The organism is Brevibacillus sedimenti (assembly GCF_020923495.1).
GTDB classification, from domain to species: Bacteria; Bacillota; Bacilli; order Brevibacillales; family Brevibacillaceae; genus Brevibacillus; species Brevibacillus aydinogluensis.
This window is the reverse complement of record NZ_CP064048.1, coordinates 3,431,607-3,451,333: the sequence shown is the minus strand read 5'-3', so window position 1 is coordinate 3,451,333 and position 19,727 is coordinate 3,431,607. Positions and strand designations below refer to the sequence as shown.

General features: G+C 58.3%; 12 protein-coding genes. All 12 read left to right on the top strand.

Annotated features, from left to right (window positions below; genetic code table 11):
* The first annotated feature begins 4 nt into the window (after window positions 1–4).
* Complete coding sequence (locus IRT44_RS16905; protein ID WP_212133158.1) at window positions 5–2,491, top strand: lantibiotic dehydratase; 2,487 nt, start codon at window positions 5–7, stop codon at window positions 2,489–2,491.
* Complete coding sequence (locus tag IRT44_RS16900; RefSeq protein WP_230077043.1) at window positions 2,488–4,935, top strand: lantibiotic dehydratase; 2,448 nt, start codon at window positions 2,488–2,490, stop codon at window positions 4,933–4,935. Before IRT44_RS16905 ends, IRT44_RS16900 begins: the two co-directional genes overlap by 4 nt.
* 16 nt (window positions 4,936–4,951) lie before the next feature.
* The gene (locus IRT44_RS16895) at window positions 4,952–6,916 is read left to right on the top strand and encodes a tetratricopeptide repeat protein (RefSeq protein WP_230077042.1); all 1,965 of its coding nucleotides are present in this window, start codon (window positions 4,952–4,954) and stop codon (window positions 6,914–6,916) included.
* Window positions 6,917–6,960: 44 nt separating this feature from the next.
* Window positions 6,961–8,094 carry a glycine oxidase ThiO gene (thiO, locus tag IRT44_RS16890; protein ID WP_212133155.1) on the top strand — a complete coding sequence of 378 codons (1,134 nt, stop codon included), beginning with the start codon at window positions 6,961–6,963 and terminating at the stop codon, window positions 8,092–8,094.
* Window positions 8,095–8,096: 2 nt separating this feature from the next.
* A complete protein-coding gene (locus IRT44_RS16885) occupies window positions 8,097–10,103 on the top strand; it encodes a hypothetical protein (protein WP_212133154.1) in 2,007 nt (668 codons plus the stop codon).
* Window positions 10,072–11,127, top strand: coding sequence for a tetratricopeptide repeat protein (locus IRT44_RS16880; protein WP_230077041.1), 1,056 nt, complete (start codon window positions 10,072–10,074; stop codon window positions 11,125–11,127). The genes IRT44_RS16885 and IRT44_RS16880 overlap by 32 nt, the downstream gene beginning before the upstream one ends.
* Window positions 11,124–13,379 (top strand): lantibiotic dehydratase, encoded by a 2,256-nt coding sequence (locus tag IRT44_RS16875; RefSeq protein ID WP_230077040.1) that lies wholly within the window; start codon window positions 11,124–11,126, stop codon window positions 13,377–13,379. The genes IRT44_RS16880 and IRT44_RS16875 overlap by 4 nt, the downstream gene beginning before the upstream one ends.
* A 10-nt stretch (window positions 13,380–13,389) precedes the next feature.
* Window positions 13,390–14,559, top strand: coding sequence for a tetratricopeptide repeat-containing glycosyltransferase (locus tag IRT44_RS16870; RefSeq protein ID WP_171564584.1), 1,170 nt, complete (start codon window positions 13,390–13,392; stop codon window positions 14,557–14,559).
* Window positions 14,560–14,730: 171 nt separating this feature from the next.
* Window positions 14,731–16,338 carry a malate synthase A gene (aceB, locus tag IRT44_RS16865; protein ID WP_230077039.1) on the top strand — a complete coding sequence of 536 codons (1,608 nt, stop codon included), beginning with the start codon at window positions 14,731–14,733 and terminating at the stop codon, window positions 16,336–16,338.
* A gap of 15 nt (window positions 16,339–16,353) precedes the next feature.
* A complete protein-coding gene (locus tag IRT44_RS16860; protein ID WP_230077038.1) occupies window positions 16,354–17,043 on the top strand; it encodes a FadR/GntR family transcriptional regulator in 690 nt (229 codons plus the stop codon).
* Between the two features lie 25 nt (window positions 17,044–17,068).
* Window positions 17,069–18,379: an FAD-binding oxidoreductase gene (locus IRT44_RS16855; protein WP_171564587.1), complete on the top strand. Its 1,311-nt coding sequence runs from the start codon at window positions 17,069–17,071 to the stop codon at window positions 18,377–18,379.
* 1 nt (window position 18,380) lies between these two features.
* A complete protein-coding gene (locus IRT44_RS16850; protein ID WP_230077037.1) occupies window positions 18,381–19,727 on the top strand; it encodes a (Fe-S)-binding protein in 1,347 nt (448 codons plus the stop codon).

Below are 19,727 nucleotides of genomic sequence, written 5' to 3'. Positions count from 1 at the left end.
ATCGATGAGCGGAGAGTGGAAACTGGCCAATGATTTTATCCTGCGGAGTACCGGGTTCGCCTTTTCTGACATCGAGCGTCTTCGGTTTTCGAGAACAGTGCAGGCCATTGAGGACTTGTTTGAAAAGGAAGAACAGTTGAATCGCGTGCTCAGTTCCTTCCGGGAACACGGCAGTGACTGGCTGAGGGACCGGGATGTCGCACTGCGCTGGAAGAGGCTGAAAAAATCAATCGGCAAAATGCAGGCGATTACCGCGGAGGAGTTGGAATGGATCAGGCAGCACGGCGGACCTGCGGAGACGGCGGCAGACTGGAACCAAAAGCTGGACGCCCTTCACGCTGCCAAGGCGGCCGCTGTCCGTGTGTTTGAAGCAGAACTGCAGGAAAAGCGGCGCGAATTGCGCGCCCTCGTCTCCAACCCGCGTTTTCAGGAGGCGGTCTTCCTCTCCAGTCCCCATATGTACAGAAAAGGGCTGCTGGCCTACTTGCATGCATCGGGTGAAGAACGGAACGCGGAGACCAAACGTTTGGAGCGGCAGCTTGTCGCCTATCTCCAGCGCATGGTCGGCAAAAATGAAACGACCAGTTTCTTTGGACCGATCAACTACGGCTGCTTTGCAGACGACTGCGCCCCGCACGATCCGGACGTCTCCCTAAAGCGGCCCGATATCCGCTACAACTGGACGCCTGCCCTGCAGCACAGGGAGACATTCATGGCCTATTGGGCTGTCCAAACGCTTGCGGAGACGTTTTCCCGCCTGCCAAGTGTGTTTACCCGGCTGAGACCTGTACGCAGCTTTCTCTATCGCCTGCGAGACGATGGAACGATTCAAAACGCGCTGACACAAAAACGATCCAAGCTCCCTTCTGCTGACTACGAGCTGCTGCATCTGGCCGACGGCACGCGGACGGTGGAGCAAATGATGCGGGAAGTGGAGATGTCAGAAGAACAGCTCAGGGAAAGGCTCTTCGGTTTGGAGCAGCAGAAGCTGATCAACCTGGCATGGGAAGTGCCAATCACCGCCACCCGCACGCTCGAATGGCTGATGCACGAGATGCAGTGCGTGCAGACGGATGATCCGGAAGTGGATACGTGGCGCCAATCGGTGCGGCGGCTGCTGGAGCTGAAAAACAAGTATTCGGACGGGGACGTCGCTGCAAAAGAGCAGATGCTGGGAGAGGCAAACAGAATCTTCCAGGAACTGACCGGGCAGGCAACTGAACGCAGTGGCGGTCGCATGTACGCGGACCGTACGCTGTTTTACGAAGAGTGCCGGGGGCAGCTCGCCCATCTGCGGATGAGCGTCGAAACCCGCCGCCAGTGGGAACAGCGGTTGCGCCCCGTGTTGCAGATTGCGGCCAAGCACGCTGTGGAACTGAAACAGCTTCATCGGACGTTCGCGCTAAAGGTATTTCGGGAACTGTACGGCGAGACCGACCGTATGATTCCGTTTATCCGCTTCCTGACCGATGCGATGCGGCATGAAAAATGGGAGCAGTGGACGCGGGAGTTCGCCGCGTTGCAAAGCTCGTTTGCCGAGAAGTTCGGTGAACGGGTCCGCCAGCTTGCCGAACAAAGCGGTGAGCGCGTCGTGGTGCTTGACCCCGACGAGATCGCTGCGCTGGTGGGGGAGGAGGCCCCCGACGTCGAGGACCCGTTGTTCTGCTCCCCGGACTTGATGGTGATACCAGGGGGGGAAGCCGTCGCCGACCAGCTTATTCTCGGGGAAATTCACGATACCGTGCTGCTGTGGGGCTGGGCGTTGTCCTTTCACCCGGAGGAGGAGCAGGTCCGTGAGCGGATGTGGCAGGAACTGGCCGCGATCGTCAGACGGCCGATAGCAAACATGCTCGGCTCCAAGCGTTTGAAGATCATCCCGTTTGAGTTTCCGGGGTACACCATTCAGATGAGAGCGCGGTCTGTCAGCGACCGCCACGACAAAAAGGGAATTGCGGAACTGTACGTCAGTCCGGATGGAGAATTGCAGCTCAAACTGGCGGAGGAACAGGAAGCGATCCGCCTGTACAACGGCGAACTGCACTCCATGGCGCACGAGTGGTTTGCGATCCCGAGAGTCGTTCCCTTTCGGGTGGACCTGGGCGACTGGACGCCGCGCATCGTGTTGGGTGACGTGGTGTACCAGCGCGAACGATGGAAGGTGACCCGCGACGACCGCTGGCGGAAAACCTATGCCGGCACCTCGTTCGAGCTGTTTTACGACATGTTGAAACTGCGCAGGGAATTGAAGATGCCGGAGTATGTGTACGTCAGAGTAAGCACGGAGCCGAAACCGTTCCTGATCGATTTTCACAACTACTTCCTCCTGGAGATGTGGGAGTCCTTTATGCGGGAGGATCAGGTGGCGATCGTCACCGAAATGCTGCCGGGTCCTGAACATCTCTGGCTGCGGGATACGGAGGGGAACCGCTACTGCGCCGAATTTCGGACGTCCGTCTTCTATCATGCCGATGCGGTGGGGGATCAGGAATGAGCAAGTGGCGGATTATGCCGTACGTAATCGTTCGGCGGGCCGGGTTTCCAATCAACTGGCTGGAAAGTCTGCGCTTTACCGAAACGCTTGCGTGCGTAAAAAACGTGCTGGAGATCGAAAAACGGCTGGATGAACAAAGGCTTGCGATCGTGCGTTTGATTGAACACCTGGTAGTGTGCGAAAAAAACGGTCAGGACCGGCGGCACCTCCTCTCGACGATGTCCAAGATCCGCAAAGGGCTCGCAAAGCGGAAAACCTTGCAATGCCCCGCCATCCCGGTGGAAGAAGAGGGGTACGATCAGCTCGGACGCGAGGTAGCAGCCTGGAATGATCTGCTGCAGCAGGCAGCCGAGCAGCAGCGGGCCGGCCGGGAGTGCGCGGAGTCGGAAATGAAAGAAAAGCGCGCCCGATTGCGTCAGTTGCTGCATTCGCCCCGCTTGCGGGAAGCGTTGTGGTCGATGAATCCGCGTTTTGACGAGGCTGTGACGCGCTACCTGGAAAATCCGCGCGGGGAACGCACCTCGGACGACAAGCGATTTGAACGCAGATTGATCACGTATCTGCAGCGGTTGTGCGCGAAAAACGAAACGAACAGCTTTTTTGGTCCGATCGATTACGCCAAGCCCAATCCCGAACAGCAGGCGCCTGTCGTGTACGAATGGGCTGTGCCGTTTGTCAGGGAGCGGCGCGTGTTTTGCAGTTATTGGGCGGCGGAAACGCTTCTCGAGAAGATTTGCTCAGAACCGGGAGCCACCCCCTTTTTACGGCCGCGGCGTCACACGCTGTACAGCCGCGTGAACGATCACGTGCTCCGTTCAGGCTTGAGCGGACGAGAGACCACCCTGTCCGCACTCGCCGCTGCCGTCTACGACCTGGCGGACGGCACGCTCTCGTTTCGCGAGATGGCCGAACGGCTCCGGCAGCCGCTTGACGCGGTTTTGGCGGAGGGGAAACTTCTCGCACAGCAACAAGCGATCATTCTGCACCCGCTCCTGCCCGGGGATGAAGCAGACCCGATCGCCTGGATACTGACGTGGCTAAAGGAACAACCGCAGTCGTTTCCGCAGCGGGATGGCTGGATTGCCAACCTGCTCCGCCTGCAAGAGGAGATCAGGACGCTGGAAGAGACCGGGTGGCCGGAACGAAAGGAGCGGCTGCGCGAGTTGGAGCGGATGTTCGCCCGGTTGACAGCGCGGGATGCGACCCGCGAAGCGGGGGAGATGTACGCGGACCGCAGCATCGTGTTTGAAGATGCGCACGGCCCGCTAGCCATCGAGATCGGCGGAACGCTTTGGGCGCAGCTCGAAGAAAGTCTGCAGCCGATACTGGAGGCAGCGCGTGCCGATGCGATCCAGACATCCCGGCAAGAGCGGCAGGCCGCCGCCCGCCTGTTGGATGAATGGTCCAACGGCCGAGGAACGATGCCTTACCTGCGCTTTCTCCACCATCGCTCCCGGATCGCTGGCGAACAACATCTGCCCGAACCGGCGCTCTCCAGCTTCCAGCGGGCGGCAGCGCAGCGGTTTGAGGAAGGCGATCCTTCCACGCCGATCTGCCTGCAGGCGGCCGATCTGGACGCGGAAGGGACGGGGCAGACGGTGGGAGAGGCGGAAGACGACCTGGATTCGTACTTTCTCTCCGTCGATTTGATGTTCATTCCTACAGACGGTGATGACGTACAGATCGTGGTGGGTGAAGCACATCCGCAATTTTTGACGGCGGTGTTCCCGTCCGCCTGCTTCCACCCGGAACGGGAGCGAATGATGGAAGAGATCGACACGTGGGCCAAACGACAGCGCGCGTATCCGCATATGGCCCAGATCGCCTACCACCGCAAGACAAAAATTTTCCCCTATCGGCTGCCCGGCAAGGTGATTGAATTGCTGCCGCGCCTGCCGGAGATCGACGACCAAGTAATCCCGGCCGGTGAATTGCACGTGTCCAATCGGGAGGGGCAGGTGTACCTGCACGATCAGACGGGCAAGGAGTGGCGCTTGTATCCGCCGCTGCACGCGGAGCCGCTGGACCCGGTCGCCCTGTTTTCGCATCCTCGCCTGGGAATTGGAACAGTGAAGACAGGGAATCGCACACCGCGCATCGTCATGGGGCGTGTACTGCTGCAGCGGGCACGTTGGGAATTGGATGCTGACGCCTGGCGGGTGGAACAAGGAAGCGATCACCCCTTCGATTTGATGCTGCACGTGTATCGCCTCAAGGAGCAGGAAGGCATGCCGGATTGGGTGTTCGTGCGTGTGGAAGGGGAGCGAAAACCATTCTGCATCGATTTCGCGAACGTTTTCCTTTTGGAAATGCTGCAGGGACTGTTGAAGCAATCGCGGACAGCTGTCTTCAGCGAGATGCTGCCCGCACCGAACGACCTGTGGCTGGACGACGGCGGAGAGCGCTATTGCTGCGAATTTCGCACAATGTGCCTCCGCGCATAATGAAAGGGTGAGCCGGATGAAGGTGAAAAGCCAAACGTCGAGATTGAAAGCGCAGCGGGAAATGGATGCACCAACCTTGTGGAAAACGCTCAAGCGGCGTTTGCAGGAGCGAGGCCATGACAGCATGTTCTGGCTGCTGGATGTGGACCATGGCATCGCGGCGGTGAGGGAAAACCTGGCAGACATGGATGTAAAGATTTTCGTCGTGGATGGAACGGAGTCCGATACGCTGGGGTTCAGTTCCCTGATGCCGCTGATTCGGGAAGCCCTTGGCGTGCTGATGGATGACAAGCGGGAAGAGGCATGGCTGAAAAGCGTCGCATCTGAAGTGCTGTACCTGATGCCGGAATTGCGAAGCGACGAGAAGTTTCGCTCCGCACCTGCCCTGGATGCCATCGCTGTGGCTCCGTCGCGCCGCCGACTGCACAAGGAGTCGGAGCAGATGTTCCGCGTCACCCAGATGGTCGTAACGCTTCTGGTGAAATATGCGAGACGTCAGGAGCGGAGCATTTTGTTTCACTTTGAGCATCTGGAGCGGATGGATGAACACACGTTGACGTGCATAGCCCGTCTGGCACAATGCCTCTTCTCCCTCCCGGCTGCCATCACCGCTACAGTGCACGAGGAGGGCGTGCCGGATGTGCTGGCGGCTTCCGGCGCAGGAACAGGACACGTAGCGTTTTTCCCCGTGGCGAAGATCCGCATCGACCTCTTGAACCGGATCGCCGAAAAGACAGGAGCAATCCTCTGCTCGCTAAAGGGCAAAGCGTACCAGGCCCCGGCAAGAGAGAGACAACCGGCGGGCGAGGCGGCTGCGGCGGCAAATGCGGAGCGTGAGAAAACCCGTGCCTTCCGCGAGGCGCTGCAGCGCGGCGATGTGCAGGCGATCGAAACAGCGGTTCTGGAATTGTTGGAAGTTTCCGTATTTACAAAAAATCACGACCACTCCCTGCGGGCGATCGCGCAGGTGTGGCCGATGCTTCCCAGGTTTTCAACAAAAAACCGGGTGGAAGTCATTCATCTGCTCGGCATCCTCTACGCCTATATGGGAGACTTCCCGACAGCGATTGACGTGTTCACATACGGGGGGCAGTTCGTATCGGACCCTGTACAGGCGGCGGAAAACAAATTTTTCCTGGCGTTGTTGTACACGAAACGGCTGAACGACTCCGTCACGGGACGCGACTACATCGCACAGGCTCTGGAGTGCCTCGCCGGCGTGCAGGGAGAACTGGCGGACATTGAGCGGACCTGGTTGAACAACCTGTGCGCCTTGACGTACGTGAACGAGAAAAACAGAAGCGCTGCCTACGAGTGCTGCCTCAAAGCGCTTGACTACATCAAACACGGACACCGCTCGAGCGACGCGATCCACATTAAAATCAACCTGATCTCCAACATCACCGTTCTGCACGAATACGGAAAAGAACTGGATAAGGCGATCGCCAAATGGATGTTCTTTGAAAAGTTTCTCAAAGCGTCCGGACCGGTGTTTGCCAAGCACTACTATTACCGCAAAGGCGGTCTGCAGTACAAGAACCGGCAGGTAGCGGAAGCGATCACATCGCTTACGGCCAGCTATCGGCTTGCCTGGGATCTGCATTCGCTCTTTTACCAGGACGTGATCGCGCGAGGACTGGCCGGCGTGTATTTCTGGGAAGGACAGTACGAAGAAGCCGCCCATTGGTATCAACTGGCGATCGACGCCAAGAAGAAACTGCTGCAGGAAGACAATCTCCCCAAAGTGGCGCTTGGCCGTGCGCTGAGCCTGCGAAAACAGGGACGAACCCTCGAGGCCGAACAAGTGCTCCGCGAAGCGCTGGACCTGCAGCCGACAGGGGACGCGGCGGAAAAAGCGAAAAAGGCGCTGTCCCGCTGGAACGACCTCTCCGCTGAGGAGCTGGAGGAGCTGATTTCGTACGCGATTGACAAACCGGACACCAAACTGAATCGACCGTTTGATCTCACCAATCTCTATTGATTTGCTCCTCCAATGAAAAGAAGACGAAAAGGGGGTGGTATCCCTTGGAACGCACATCTGACGTTATCGTAGTCGGTGCGGGGATTGTCGGCTCGGTACTTGCCTATCTGCTGGCACATAGCGGACGCAGCGTCCGGATGCTCGATCGCGGGCTGCCTGGCGGGGAGGCATCCGGCGCCAGGGCGGGGCTGCTGACCACTGTTGCAGAAGGCAGCGGGAAGGGACCGTATCTCGATCTGTCCGTACAAGGCCTTGCGGAGATGCGAACAATTATTCAACAACTGGAAGACGAAACGGGGATAGACTGCTGGCTGGAATGCCACCCGCTGTACCGGATCGCGACAAATGAGCAGGAACGGGACATGATGTTTGCCCTCTATCAGGAACGTCGCCAACTGGGAGTGCAGGAAGAATGGCTGGAACCAGAGCAGGTGCGGCGGGAACAGCCCCTGTTGTCCCCGCGCGTTACCGGAGCCATGCGCAGTCCACAGGAGTATCACGTCACGCCGGGGTTGTTATTGAAAGCCGTGCTGCAGGCTGCTCGCCAGCGCGGAGTGCTTGTGCAGGAAAACACGGCGGTCACCGCATTCTTGACGGAAGGGCAGCGCGTGATCGGGGTGGCTGCCGGAATGGAGCACTATTACGCGGAGCATGTGATTCTGGCGAACGGAGCGTGGTCACCGGAACTGCTAAAGCTGGTCGGCATTGATTTGCCGGTGACCCCTTTGCGGGGACAGATGCTGGTCGTTTCGCTTGCGGGATTCGCTCTGCCTTGTCTGATAAACACTGCACGCGGCTATCTGGTCCCGAAAAAGGACGGTCGCATCGTCGTCGGGGCGACGCAGGAACACGCCGGCTTTGCCAAGGAAATCACCGTTGCGGGCATCACGCACCTGCTGAAAGTGCTCTCCGCAGCTCCCGCCTTGGTGCAAGCCAGGATTCACGATACATTTGTCGGATTGCGCCCAATGTCCAGCGACGGAATGCCGCTGATCGGCCCCCTGCCCGGGTGGGAGGGACTGCATGTCGCGACGGGTCACGCCCAGCACGGTATCCTGCTCAGCGGAATTACCGGCAGGATGATGACCGCCTACCTGAACGGTGAAGACCCGGGCGAACTCTGGCGGCATTTCCAGGTCCAGCGAGTCTTGACATGTAAAGCGGAAACGGAGGTATGACCATGTTCTCCTTGCAGGTGATCGTTCCCCCTCAGGCCGATCCGTCGAGCGTCCCGTACCGCGCCTCCACGCTTGCCAGGCGCTTGCGGGCGCTGCATCACACTGTTCGGCTTGATGACGACAATCAGCATGCCTACGACTTTTTCCTTGATCCGAAAAGATTGACGGCCTGCCGGCTGGAAGCGGAGCGCACGCTGAACCAGATGGAGGAAGGCAGCAGGCTGTCAACACTTCGGGAAGAGTACCTGTATTACCGAACTGGCCGCGCGCTGCTGTACGGCGCCAATCTGCCCAAGCAGGTGGAACACGCCTGGTCTGTCCTGCAAAACCGGGGTTCCTCTGTCGCGCAGCGCGAGGAGGCAAAACGCATCGTGCAGCACGCCTTGGAAGTAGCGGGACTGTCCGCCTTTCCGTCGCTGATTTCGCTTCATGACCTGAATCTGCCGTATTCCAGCGAATCGTCCGAGCAGTGCCGTCGAGCGGCCGTTGACGATGCGGTTAATCCGTACGTCCCCTTTTGGCGAGAGCGGGTCGGGCAGATCAAATCGGATCGTCCGGATGCGGTCATTCTCTGGATCGAAGTGGATCAGCAGGTGATCCCGTCGCTGACGCTGGCCCGCATGTTAAAGGAAGCAGCAGTCTCTGCCGAGATTGTGTTGGCCGGTCCTTTCGCCCAGTTCATCAGTCGAGCGCTCGGGGGAAGCAATCCGTGGAAGGAGTGGATCGACACCCTCGCATGCGGTCCGGGTCTGTTCTCCGGGATCACAGTGCAGGAGCAGCCATTGCTGGCAGAGGGTACTGACAGCCCGGACCTGTGGACGGTGGAAGGACTGCCGTTGGACCGTTATCTCGGCCAACCTCCCGTGGCGGTGCTCCCGCTTGTGGAGGACGACCCTTTCTTCGATGGAAAGGGGGATAAAGAAACAATTGCCGGCTTGTATCAGCGGATGCGCGCATTGTCGCAAAGCAAACCAACGCTTCGCTTTTACCTCTCCACACCGCTTATCCCGGAATGGCTGTGCGAACTGGCGCGCTTGATGGAAGCGGACGGCTTCCGGCCTGCCTGGGGCAGTCTGGTCTCCTATGGCACCTGGCTGTCTGCGGAACAAGCGGCTCAACTGGCCGCGGCCGGCTGCGAGTTTTTGCACTTCGAGCTGAAAGGATTCCTCGGTTATCCCGATCAGCATACGGCCAAACAGCAGATGACCGATTCCTGGAGAAACGCTCGCGCAGCAGGTTGCAGCGTGCTTTTGTCGGTGGTGTTCGGCCATCCGCTGTCAGATCCGCGGGATTTTGAGGCGTTTGTCTCTTTCCTCAACGAGCACCAATTCGCGTACGATCGGCTGGTTCGCTTTCAACTGTTCCGGCTTACCCCGGGAAGTCGTTTTTGGAACGATCCGGCCGCTTACGGCATCGTCGAGATCGGGGAGGCAGAGCGGGAGCGTGATCTGAAACGCCACTTCCCGTTTGTGTCCAGGCATGGAGTGAACAGTGCGGACCTGTACCCGCTTGCAGCGGATTATATCGCCGGGTTGAAAAGACGTGCGGGTGACCTCCCGACGACCGCCCTGAAACTGGATGATTGGGCATTTCGGGGGGAAGGACGCAGTGCAGTTTCGCAGCAGGCGAACCAATTGCCGGACGAAGGCGGGGAAGCGGTCCTGCAGCTCTCCCCGGACGTGGAGGCCCGCCGCTTTTCTTATCCGTTTGGCACGCTTGAGCAGCGTTGGCGGACATTTCTGATCGGGCAAACTCCCTGGCCGGAAGCAGAGCCGCTTCAACAATCACTTACGTATGTCGTCTATCGAAACGACCGGGGGAAGATGTCGGTGGTAAACAGCGCGGTGTTCAACGTGATCGAGTTGTGCAGACAGCCGGTCAAAGAGGCCGAGCTTCTGGCGAAATTCCCCGCCCGACAGGCGGAGTCACTACGCAGTCTGCTTCGCAAATGGAAAAAAGAAGGGATGGTGCGGGTCTATGCCGAATCCGCAGCCGCTCTCTCCGATTGAGAGCAGCAAATCGTCCGGTTTGCTGGTGCAGGATGGTTCCCGCTTTCGGATCAAGTTTTACCTGCTCTGGGCCTGGTGGCATCTCTGCCTGCTCGTTGTCCCGCGCAGTTCCTCGGCCCGTTTCCATCTCGGCAACGCGTATGCTGCGCAAGGCATGGAGGAGCAGGCGATCAAAAACTGGAAGCGGTGTGTAGAACAGGAACCCGGACATGCAAAGGCATGGCACAATCTCGCTGCGCTGTACATGCAAAAAGAGCGGTGGAGTGAAGCGATGCAGGCATTTGCGCAACTGCGGCGGCTGCATCCCGCGCAGGCGGAACACGCTTTTCACTATGGGCGATGCCTGGAAGAAGCGGGTCAGGTGTCAGAAGCGCTGCAGGCGTACGAGCAAGCACTGGAACAGGCTCCGGAGCAGATCGAGTGGCGCTATGCGGTGGCCAAAAGCCTGCTTCGCCACAAGCGTCTGAAGGAAGCGGCCGAACACCTGCGGCACATCGTCGCGGTGCGCGAAGATCACGTCGGCGCGTATGAACATCTGGGAAAAATCTATCTGGCTCTGAAAAAGTATGAAGCTGCTGAGCGCATGTTCCAGAAGGCGCTCGCCCATGCCGAACATCCCGACCCGCTGTATTACGTGCTGGGGATGGTGGCGGAGCGGCGCGGACAGGTGGAGGAAGCCCGCGCGTATTATGAGCGCATCACGGCACTCAACCTCGTCACTGAAGCAAAAAAAACGCCTCGAAGCGATCCGGCAAGAGCAGGCCAAGGCACAGACAGAGCAGATGCAGGGATGACTTCTGTTCGCCGTCGTCAGCGTGGAGAATGCCAAAAAGGGGTGATTGAGTGGCTGGTCAGTGGTCGTTCTTGTCAGCGTTTATTGTCAGAAGCACGGGTTTTCCCCAGCATCTTATGGATCCGATTGAGTTTTCCGCCACTGTGGAGCAAATGCAGGCGATTTTACGCGCTGAGGCAGAGCTCAAGCGGGAACAGGAACATTTTTTGCAGCAGTTTCCCGCGTGGGTGAAAACGTTGGAGGAAACGCATCCGAAAGGCGATCCGGTTTTCAAGCGGTTGTACAAGTGGCGAAAAGCAGTCGAAAAGGGAAGCGCACTGCCTTTGGAAAACCCGCTGCCTGACGTACTGCCGCTCGTTGAATGGCGCAATCGCTACGAAGCAATCCGTGAGCACAAAATGCGTCTGACGACCGAGTTGGCAGCGATTTTTGAGCGCGAGTGGCCCCAGTGCATGGAGGCGTTCAAACGCGTGCTTTCCCTGCCGCGCGTGCAGGAAGCGGTCGCACACTCCAGTGCGCAGGTCTGGCGGTCGCTGCAGCGCTTTCTAGCCGCCGATGCGAAAAAGTTGAAATCGTCCGGCAAGCGCTATGACAGCCGCACATTGATTCGCTACCTGCAGCGTTTTTTGTTCAAAAATGACACGACGAGCTTTTTTGGTCCGCTCAACTACGGCTTGTTTCGAGACAGTGAACAGCTGCTTACGGTGGAGCGAAGCGGTCCGATTCCGAGACGCCGCCGCAGCTTTTTGACCTATTGGGCGGTGGAGGCACTGGCAGAGCAGGTGAGCCGCCGCAAGGAATGGCGCGAGTACATGCCGATCGCTGTGCACGATGCGTTTTATCTGGTGGAAACAGGGCTGGTTCACGCCCAGACGCAAAAACGGATCCCTCTGCCGTCCGAAGTCGTGCGGGTGCTGCACCGGGCGGATGGTCAAACTCCGGCGCGGGATTTGTTGGCAGGATGCACAGAGACGACGAGGAGTACTTTGGAAAAACTGCGGGACAAAGGAATCATCCTGTGGGAATTCCGTGTTCCGCAAGCGTGCCATGAGGTGCTGGAAGAACTGCTCGCCTTTGTGGACGCTCTCCCGGCCGATGAGGCACAGCAGCAGTGGAGCGCTGATTTGCGGCAGTTCGCTGCGTGGCAAACGGCCTACAGCGCTGCCGACGCGCAAGGCAAAACGGAGATTCTGGAACAGGCGTCCGCACTGTTTGAACGGCTGACCGGACGCGATTCCACCCAACTGCATGGCGAGACGTATGCGGATCGTTCGCTGTTTTGTGAGGAGACGCTGGGCGATGTGCAGGAATTCTTGATTAGCCTGGACATGAAGGAGGACTTGGAGCAAAGGATCAGCCCGCTGCTCGATTGGGGCGCGGCGGTGGCGATGAAAAAGCGGGAGCATGCTCAGCGTCAGGCCAGGCAGATTGTTGCGGCGATGAGGGAAGAGTGGGGCCAGGAGAAACTGCCGTTTCTCGCCGTATTGCCGGAATTGACCAGCCGGATGAGCAGCGAAGGGTTCCATCCTGACTTTTCCGACATTGTAGAGCGGTTGAATGCGAGCGGGAAGCGGGACCAGCGGGTCGTCGAGCTGCCGGACGAGTGGCTCCGCGAACAATCAGCCGGTCACGCTTTCGATCAGCGGCTGTGCGTCTGCTCCCCGGACCTCATGCTGCAAGCGAGAAGCGTGGAACACGTCAATCGCGGCGAGTATCAATGGGTGATTGGCGAAGTACATTGCTGCACGCAGGGCATGAGCAACCTGCTCTATTTCCATCCACAGCGCGAAGCGCAGATCGCCGAGGTGAGGGAGGCATTAAAAGCCTTGCCGAACGGCGAATTTCTGGCAAACGTCGTATTGAAACAGCGGGCAGGCAAAAGCTTCTTTGTCGAAATGTTCGAGCAGACGTTGACGCTACTTGGGCGTTCGCAGAAAGGAGGTGATGCCGTAAGGACATTTTCTGAACTCTGGGTCGTGGAACAAGACGGAGAATTGGTGCTGGTGGATGCGGACGGCAAGCGGTTCATTCCGTACATGGGCGACCCGAATTCACCAGTCGCTTTTGTCTTTGCCGAGCCGAGCATCGAAATTCCCAAAATCAGGACGGAGGGGCACCTGCCCCGTCTGACGTATCGTGGCCTGGTGGTCCAGCGGGAGACATGGAACCTGCCGGCAGCCGACTGGTTGTCCGATTCCACGTTGCCGCATGAACGGTTTCTTCACGTGTGGCGGTTAAAAGAGCATTACGGCATGCCCGACGAGGTGTTCGTGCGTGTGAACAGTGAGTTGAAACCTTTTTATGTCAACTTCCGATCGTATTTTCTGGTCGACCTGCTCCTCACGCATCTGCGGGGAGAAACACGGGTGACGTTCAGTGAACGGCTGCCCGACCGCTCCTCGGAGTGGTTTTCCAACGACGAAGGAGCGTATTGCTGCGAACTTCGCACCAATATCGTAAGGCGTCAACCATCAAACCAATGAGGTGAGAACGATGTTGAAAAACCTGAGTGCGTGCGTCATCCTGCGTGTCCCGGCAGAAGAACCGTTTCTCCATGCGAGTTTGTCTTCGTTCCGTCCGCTGACGGAAGACCTGTACATTCTGGACATGGGGCAGCATGCGTTTGCAGAACGATTTGCGGAAGAATACGGTGCCCGCGTGGTCCGCGTTCACGATCAGCCGCACGAAGCCGCCATGTTGAACATCATGCTGAAGGAAGCCAACAAAGAGTGGCTGATTTGGATGGATGCGGACGAGTTTATCCTGGAAGGCCATGCGTTGATTGGCGAACTGGTGCAGGACGGGAAGACCAAAGCAGCGAGCGTCCGGGCGATTCACTTCGAGGACCCGGTCAGCACGTTTGATGAACCGCGAACTTACCGCCTGCTGAATCTGCAGCCCGACTCCCGCTTTTTGGGAACGATCGATCCGCAGTTGGTCCTTCCGGAAGACCGGGGAGCGGTTGTGGACAGCGAAATCAAAATCGCCCACCGCGCCTACATGCAGGACGAGATCATCATCCAGAAAAACCATCTGCGCGTCAAAAATTTCAGCCGACACCTTGAGGAGCATCCGGATGACCGGTTTGCACGCAACAAACTCGGGTACTATCTGATGGCAATCCGCGAGTGGGGCAAAGCGCTCGAGCAGCAGAACATCCTGATCGAGTCTGATCCGAATGACCCTGAGAATCCGCTGTTTATGCTGCGTGCCGCCACGTGCGCCCTGTCGCTGAATGACAGCGAACTGGCCCTGCAGTACGTCGAGCGGGCAATTGAGCAGCAGCCGAACTTCTCCGACGCTTACTTCATGCTCGGTACGATTCTGGTGCGGCACAACCGCCTGGACGAAGCAAAAGCCGCTCTGCAGCAGGCGCTGGAGCGCAAGGCGAAGACGCCGTATTACCTCTTGGCAGACGAGAGCATGTCTACCTGGAAACCGCTCAACGAACTGGCAGAGATCAGCCGCCGCGAAAACCGGTTGTTGGATGCGGTCCGCTTCCTCGAGCGCAGCCTTGAAGTGTATCCGACCAACTATCGGACCAATCTGATGCTCGCGTCCTTGTACAAACAACTGAACCGACCCGAAGATGCGAAAAAAGCGTACCAAGCGGCAATCACCATCAATCCCGCAATACTGCAAAAGAAAGCAGTGAAGCCTTGAGGCGTGTTGGGCTGCATGGGCAGGCGAGCGCAAAGAGTGCGTCAGGACAGTTGATCCTGGCGCGCTTTTTTTGGCGTGGTCTGGAACAACCACGTGACATGATTTTTCCGCTTATCACATATCTGATAACTGAACAGGGTTCGATTTCCCATCAGGAATGGAGTGAGGACAATGGTGGCGGTAGGAGGACAACAGGTAAACGGAGTGCAGATTGCCGGGACAGTTACGCCGGCGTTTGCTGAGATTTTGACGCCGGAGGCACTGCGGTTTGTCGCCGGGTTGAACCGGGCGTTTGCCGCGCGGCGGGACGCGCTTTTACGGCAGCGGGTCCTGCGGCAGGTGGAACTGGACACCGGTAAAAAGCCCGATTTCCTGCCGGAGACCAAACACATCCGCGACAGTTCGTGGACGATTGCGCCAATTCCATCTGATCTGAAGGATCGCCGGGTGGAAATCACCGGGCCCGCCGGAGACCGAAAGATGGTGATCAATGCCTTGAACTCGGGGGCGAAAGCGTTCATGGCTGATTTGGAAGATGCCAATTCGCCGACGTGGGTCAATACCATCCAGGGGCAGATCAATTTGCGGGACGCGGTCAACCGCACGATCCGGTACTTCAGTCCCGAAGGCAAGACGTATGCCCTGAAGGAACAGGTGGCCACCTTGATCGTGCGGCCGCGCGGCTGGCACCTCGATGAAAAGCACCTGCTGATCGATGGAAAAGCGGCGTCCGGCAGTCTGGTCGACTTCGGACTCTACTTCTTTCACAATGCCAAGACGCTGATCGCAAACGGTTCCGGTCCCTATTTTTACCTGCCCAAACTGGAGAGCCATCTGGAGGCGCGGCTGTGGAACGACGTGTTCGTCTGGGCCCAGGATCAATTGGGGATCCCTCGGGGAACCATCAAGGCGACCGTTTTGATCGAAACGATTTTAGCCGCTTTTGAGATGGACGAAATCATCTGGGAACTGCGGGATCATATGGCCGGACTCAACTGCGGACGCTGGGACTACATTTTTAGCTACATCAAAAAGTTTCGCCGCGACCCGGATGTGATTCTGCCCGATCGATCGGTCGTGACCATGACGGTCCCATTCATGCGGGCCTATTCCCTTCTGACCATCAAGACATGCCACAAGCGCAATGCCCACGCGATGGGCGGTATGGCCGCCCACATTCCGGTGAAACACGATCCGGCTGCAAACGAGGAGGCCCTGAAACAGGTCCGGGCGGATAAACTCCGGGAAGTGCGCGACGGGCACGATGGCACGTGGGTCGCGCATCCGGGATTGGTGCCTGTCGCGATGGATGTGTTCAACCAGCACATGCCGGCCCCCAATCAAGTGGAGAACAAACGGGAAGACGTGCATGTGACAGCCGCAGAGCTGCTGGCGGTTCCCAAAGGGCCGATCACGGAAACGGGGCTTCGGACCAACATCCACGTCGCCATTCGATACATCGCAGCCTGGCTGAACGGTACCGGCGCTGTCCCGATTTTTAATCTGATGGAAGACGCTGCGACTGCGGAAATCTCCCGTGCTCAGGTCTGGCAGTGGATTCGCCATCCGAAAGGCATCCTGGAGGACGGGCGGAAAGTTACGGCGGCATTGACAGAACAAATCCGGGACGAAGAGCTGGAGAAAATCAGGGAGGAAATCGGCCGGGAGGCGTATGAGGCGGGACGCTTCGAGCAGGCTGCCCGGCTGTTTACCGAACTGGTCCTGGCCGATGAATTCGTCGAGTTTTTGACCATCCCCGGCTATGAGATCTTGGAGTAGGGAAGGAGTGAGCAGATGGAAGCGGTCAAAATCGACAGACAGAAGCTTTCTGACAGGGTGGCGCTCCAAATAGAGCAGTGGATTACCGCAGGACATGTACGGCCCGGCGCCAAGCTTCCATCTGTACGGGAATTGTGCCAACTGTTTAACGTGGGCCGTACCGCTGTGCGAGATGCCATCACGACGCTGAAAGGGAAAGGATTGGTGGAAGTCCGACACGGCAACGGCACATTCGTCCGCCAGTCTGACTGTTCTCGTGTCTTTCAAGGCGTGAGCCTCGTGCGCAAAGAGGATATCCACAAGCTCTTTGCGGTGAGGAAAATCCTTGAGGCAGGGACGGCCGAACTGGCGGCGGTTCACCGCGAAACGGACCACCTGAACAGGATGAAGGAGGCGCTGGAGCGTCTGGCCCAGGCGGATACGCTGGAAGGGTGGAGAGCGGATCTCGACTTCCATCTCGCCATCGCGGAAGCCACGCAAAACGAGCACCTCGTGCAGTTGATGCAGACCGTTTCGTCGGCGATCCGCAAGGGGATCATGGACTGCCACCGGATCATTCTGGCTGATGCCGAGCAGGAGCGGGTGATTTTTCACCAGCATGTGGCCGTGTTCGAGGCCATCCGCGATGCAAAACCGGAACAGGCGAGACAGGCGATGGTGGAGCATTTGGCCCATGTGGAAGCCTTGTTGAACGGAACGTTGTGACATTGTGTCCAAGGGAGGGAAGAACATGGACGCGACGCTGATCTCACAGGTCATCGGTACGGGGAGCATACGGCCGGCGGCGAACTCGTCCCACGTTCTCGGCAATCACGGCTTATACGAAGTCTTTCCGGAAACCGAAGAAGAGATCGCAGCAGTGCTGAGAGCGGCGTACGAACAAGGGTGGACCGTCATTCCGATGGGCGGCGGAACGAAAAGAGGTTTTGGCGGTACCGAAGCAAACACAGACATCCTGCTCGGTCTGTCCGCCTTCCGGGGGATTGTCGACTACGCGCCAGGTGACATGACCGTGACGGTCAAGCCCGGAACGACCATCCAGGAGATCAATACGCATCTGGCTGCCCATGGCCAGATGCTTCCGTTCGATCCGTACTGGCCCCGGCATGCGACCGTCGGCGGCGTCGTGGCTGCCAACGACAGCGGGCCGAAGCGCATGCGCTACGGTTCGGTCAGGGACCACGTCATCGGGATGCGCGTCGTCTATCCCAATGGCCGCATTATTCGAACAGGCGGCAAGGTAGTGAAAAATGTAGCCGGCTACGACATGAACAAGCTGTTTATCGGCTCCATGGGGACGCTGGGTGTCATGAGTGAAATCACGCTGAAACTGCGCCCGCTCCCGCCCTTTCAAACCCTGCTGCTCCTCGCATTCTCCCGCTCTGACTTTACCCAGATCCGCTCCTTTGCAGTATCTCTCCTCGATTCCCTAATGGAACCCGTCTCGATGGAATTCCTCAGTCCCGCTGTCAACCAATACATGAGTGGAGGAAACGGGTATGCGCTGGCGATCGCCTTTGAAGATGAAGAGAAAGCGGTCCGCTATCAGGAAGAGTGGGTAAAGGCACGACTGCCGAAAGATACGGAGATTCTGTCTTGGGAGCAGGAGGAAGCTGCAGAGTGGTGGATGCGTTTCGCCCGGCTGCCTCCCTCCGCCCTTTCTTCCGGAGATGGAGAGGAAACGATGGCGATAAAAATTGGCAGTAAAAACCTGGATGTGCTCGAAATCGTCAAGACCTGCCATGAGCTCGGCGAACGGTACGACCTGGCCGTCCAGACCCACGGCGGGGTTGGTCACGGCATTACCCGCGTCTATTTAAGGGGAAACCCGGCGCATTTTGCCGCATACCTGACAGAGATACGCTCGCTGGCCGAAAGCAGGGGAGGCTATGCAGTCATACAGCACGCTACGCTCAAACAGAGGCGAGAGCTGGACGTGTGGGGGAGACAACCTGCCGCCTTTTTCCTGATGGAGGGCATTAAGCGAACCATCGATCCGCGTCGTGTGTTAAACCCAAACCGATTCATAGGGGGGATCTGACGTGAGTGCGCCTGTATCTCATGCAAAAGGCAATTTTCGGTGGGAAGATCCGCCGGACGAAGAGAAGTATTCCGCATGCGTTCACTGCGGGCTCTGTCTGGAGTCGTGCCCCACCTATCTGGAGACAGGGCATGAGCAGCAATCCCCGCGCGGCCGGGTACATCTGATCAAGTCCGTGGCAGAAGGAAAGCTATCGATCAGTGCGGGGATTGAAAACCCTGTCTTTACCTGCCTCGATTGCCGCGCATGTGAGACTGCCTGCCCGTCTGGCGTACAGGTGGGCTCGCTGATTGAGGCCGCTCGCGGACAAATTCGCAAGGCCATTCCGCTCACGGGTTGGAAAGCGTTTCTTCATTCCTTTTTTCTGAGAGGCGTGTTTCCTCATCCATCCCGGCTGCACATGGTGGGAAATCTGTTGAAGATGTACCAGAAAAGCGGTTTGCAGTCGCTCTTCCGAAAAACGGGACTGCTCAACCTGCTCCCGCAGCACCTGCGAGAGATGGAGCGCGTCCTGCCGACCGTCACCGATCCCGTTATGCGTACGCGCCCGGAAGTGATTCCGGCGGCAGGACCGGCCAGGGGGAGAGTCGGCCTGCTCACCGGTTGCGTGATGGATGTGATGTTTGGTGAGATCAACGCAGCGACGATACGCGTGTTGAATCGAAACGGGTACGAAGTGATCGTGCCGCGCGGACAGCGATGCTGCGGAGCGCTTCACATTCACGCGGGCGACCGGGAGCAGGGAAAGGCGCTGGCCAGACAAAACATCGACGCGTTTCTGGCGGTGGATGTGGAGAGCGTGGTGGTAAACGCAGCGGGCTGCGGATGTGCGCTCAAGGAATACCCCGAACTGTTGCGCACCGATCCCGCGTATCACGACAAAGCCGTTCGCTTTGCGGAAAAAGTGGAAGACATCTCCCGGTTCCTGGTTGCCCGCGGTTATCAGAAACCGCGCGGCAGGGTAGAGGCGAGGGTGGCGTATCATGATGCCTGCCATCTCGCCCACGGGCAGGGCATTCGCGACGAGCCGCGGCAGCTTCTGCGCGAGATTCCGGGAGTGGAGTGGATCGAGATGGCGCTTGCGGACCGCTGCTGCGGCAGCGCCGGCATCTACAATCTGACCAATCCCGAGATGGCCGGCAAGATTCTGGACGAGAAAATGAAAGCCGTCCCCGATCAAATTGATCTGCTCGTGATGGGAAATCCCGGCTGCATGTTGCAGATGATGATGGGGGCGAGGAAGCACGGTCGAACGACAACAATCGTCCATACCGTACAACTGCTGGATTGGTCGTACGAGCGGGAAGCGCTGACTGCGAACCAAGCGGAAGCGGGAAGGGGGGAATGA

What these genes read in the sequence shown, in the direction of transcription:
- IRT44_RS16900 (WP_230077043.1), top strand. Translation starts at nt 2,488, where the DNA reads ATGAGCAAGTGGCGGATTATGCCGTACGTAATCGTTCGGCGGGCCGGG.
- IRT44_RS16870 (WP_171564584.1), top strand. Translation starts at nt 13,390, where the DNA reads ATGTTGAAAAACCTGAGTGCGTGCGTCATCCTGCGTGTCCCGGCAGAA.
- aceB (WP_230077039.1), top strand. Translation starts at nt 14,731, where the DNA reads ATGGTGGCGGTAGGAGGACAACAGGTAAACGGAGTGCAGATTGCCGGG.
- IRT44_RS16880 (WP_230077041.1), top strand. Translation starts at nt 10,072, where the DNA reads ATGCCGAATCCGCAGCCGCTCTCTCCGATTGAGAGCAGCAAATCGTCC.
- IRT44_RS16885 (WP_212133154.1), top strand. Translation starts at nt 8,097, where the DNA reads ATGTTCTCCTTGCAGGTGATCGTTCCCCCTCAGGCCGATCCGTCGAGC.
- IRT44_RS16860 (WP_230077038.1), top strand. Translation starts at nt 16,354, where the DNA reads ATGGAAGCGGTCAAAATCGACAGACAGAAGCTTTCTGACAGGGTGGCG.
- IRT44_RS16905 (WP_212133158.1), top strand. Translation starts at nt 5, where the DNA reads ATGAGCGGAGAGTGGAAACTGGCCAATGATTTTATCCTGCGGAGTACC.
- IRT44_RS16895 (WP_230077042.1), top strand. Translation starts at nt 4,952, where the DNA reads ATGAAGGTGAAAAGCCAAACGTCGAGATTGAAAGCGCAGCGGGAAATG.
- IRT44_RS16855 (WP_171564587.1), top strand. Translation starts at nt 17,069, where the DNA reads ATGGACGCGACGCTGATCTCACAGGTCATCGGTACGGGGAGCATACGG.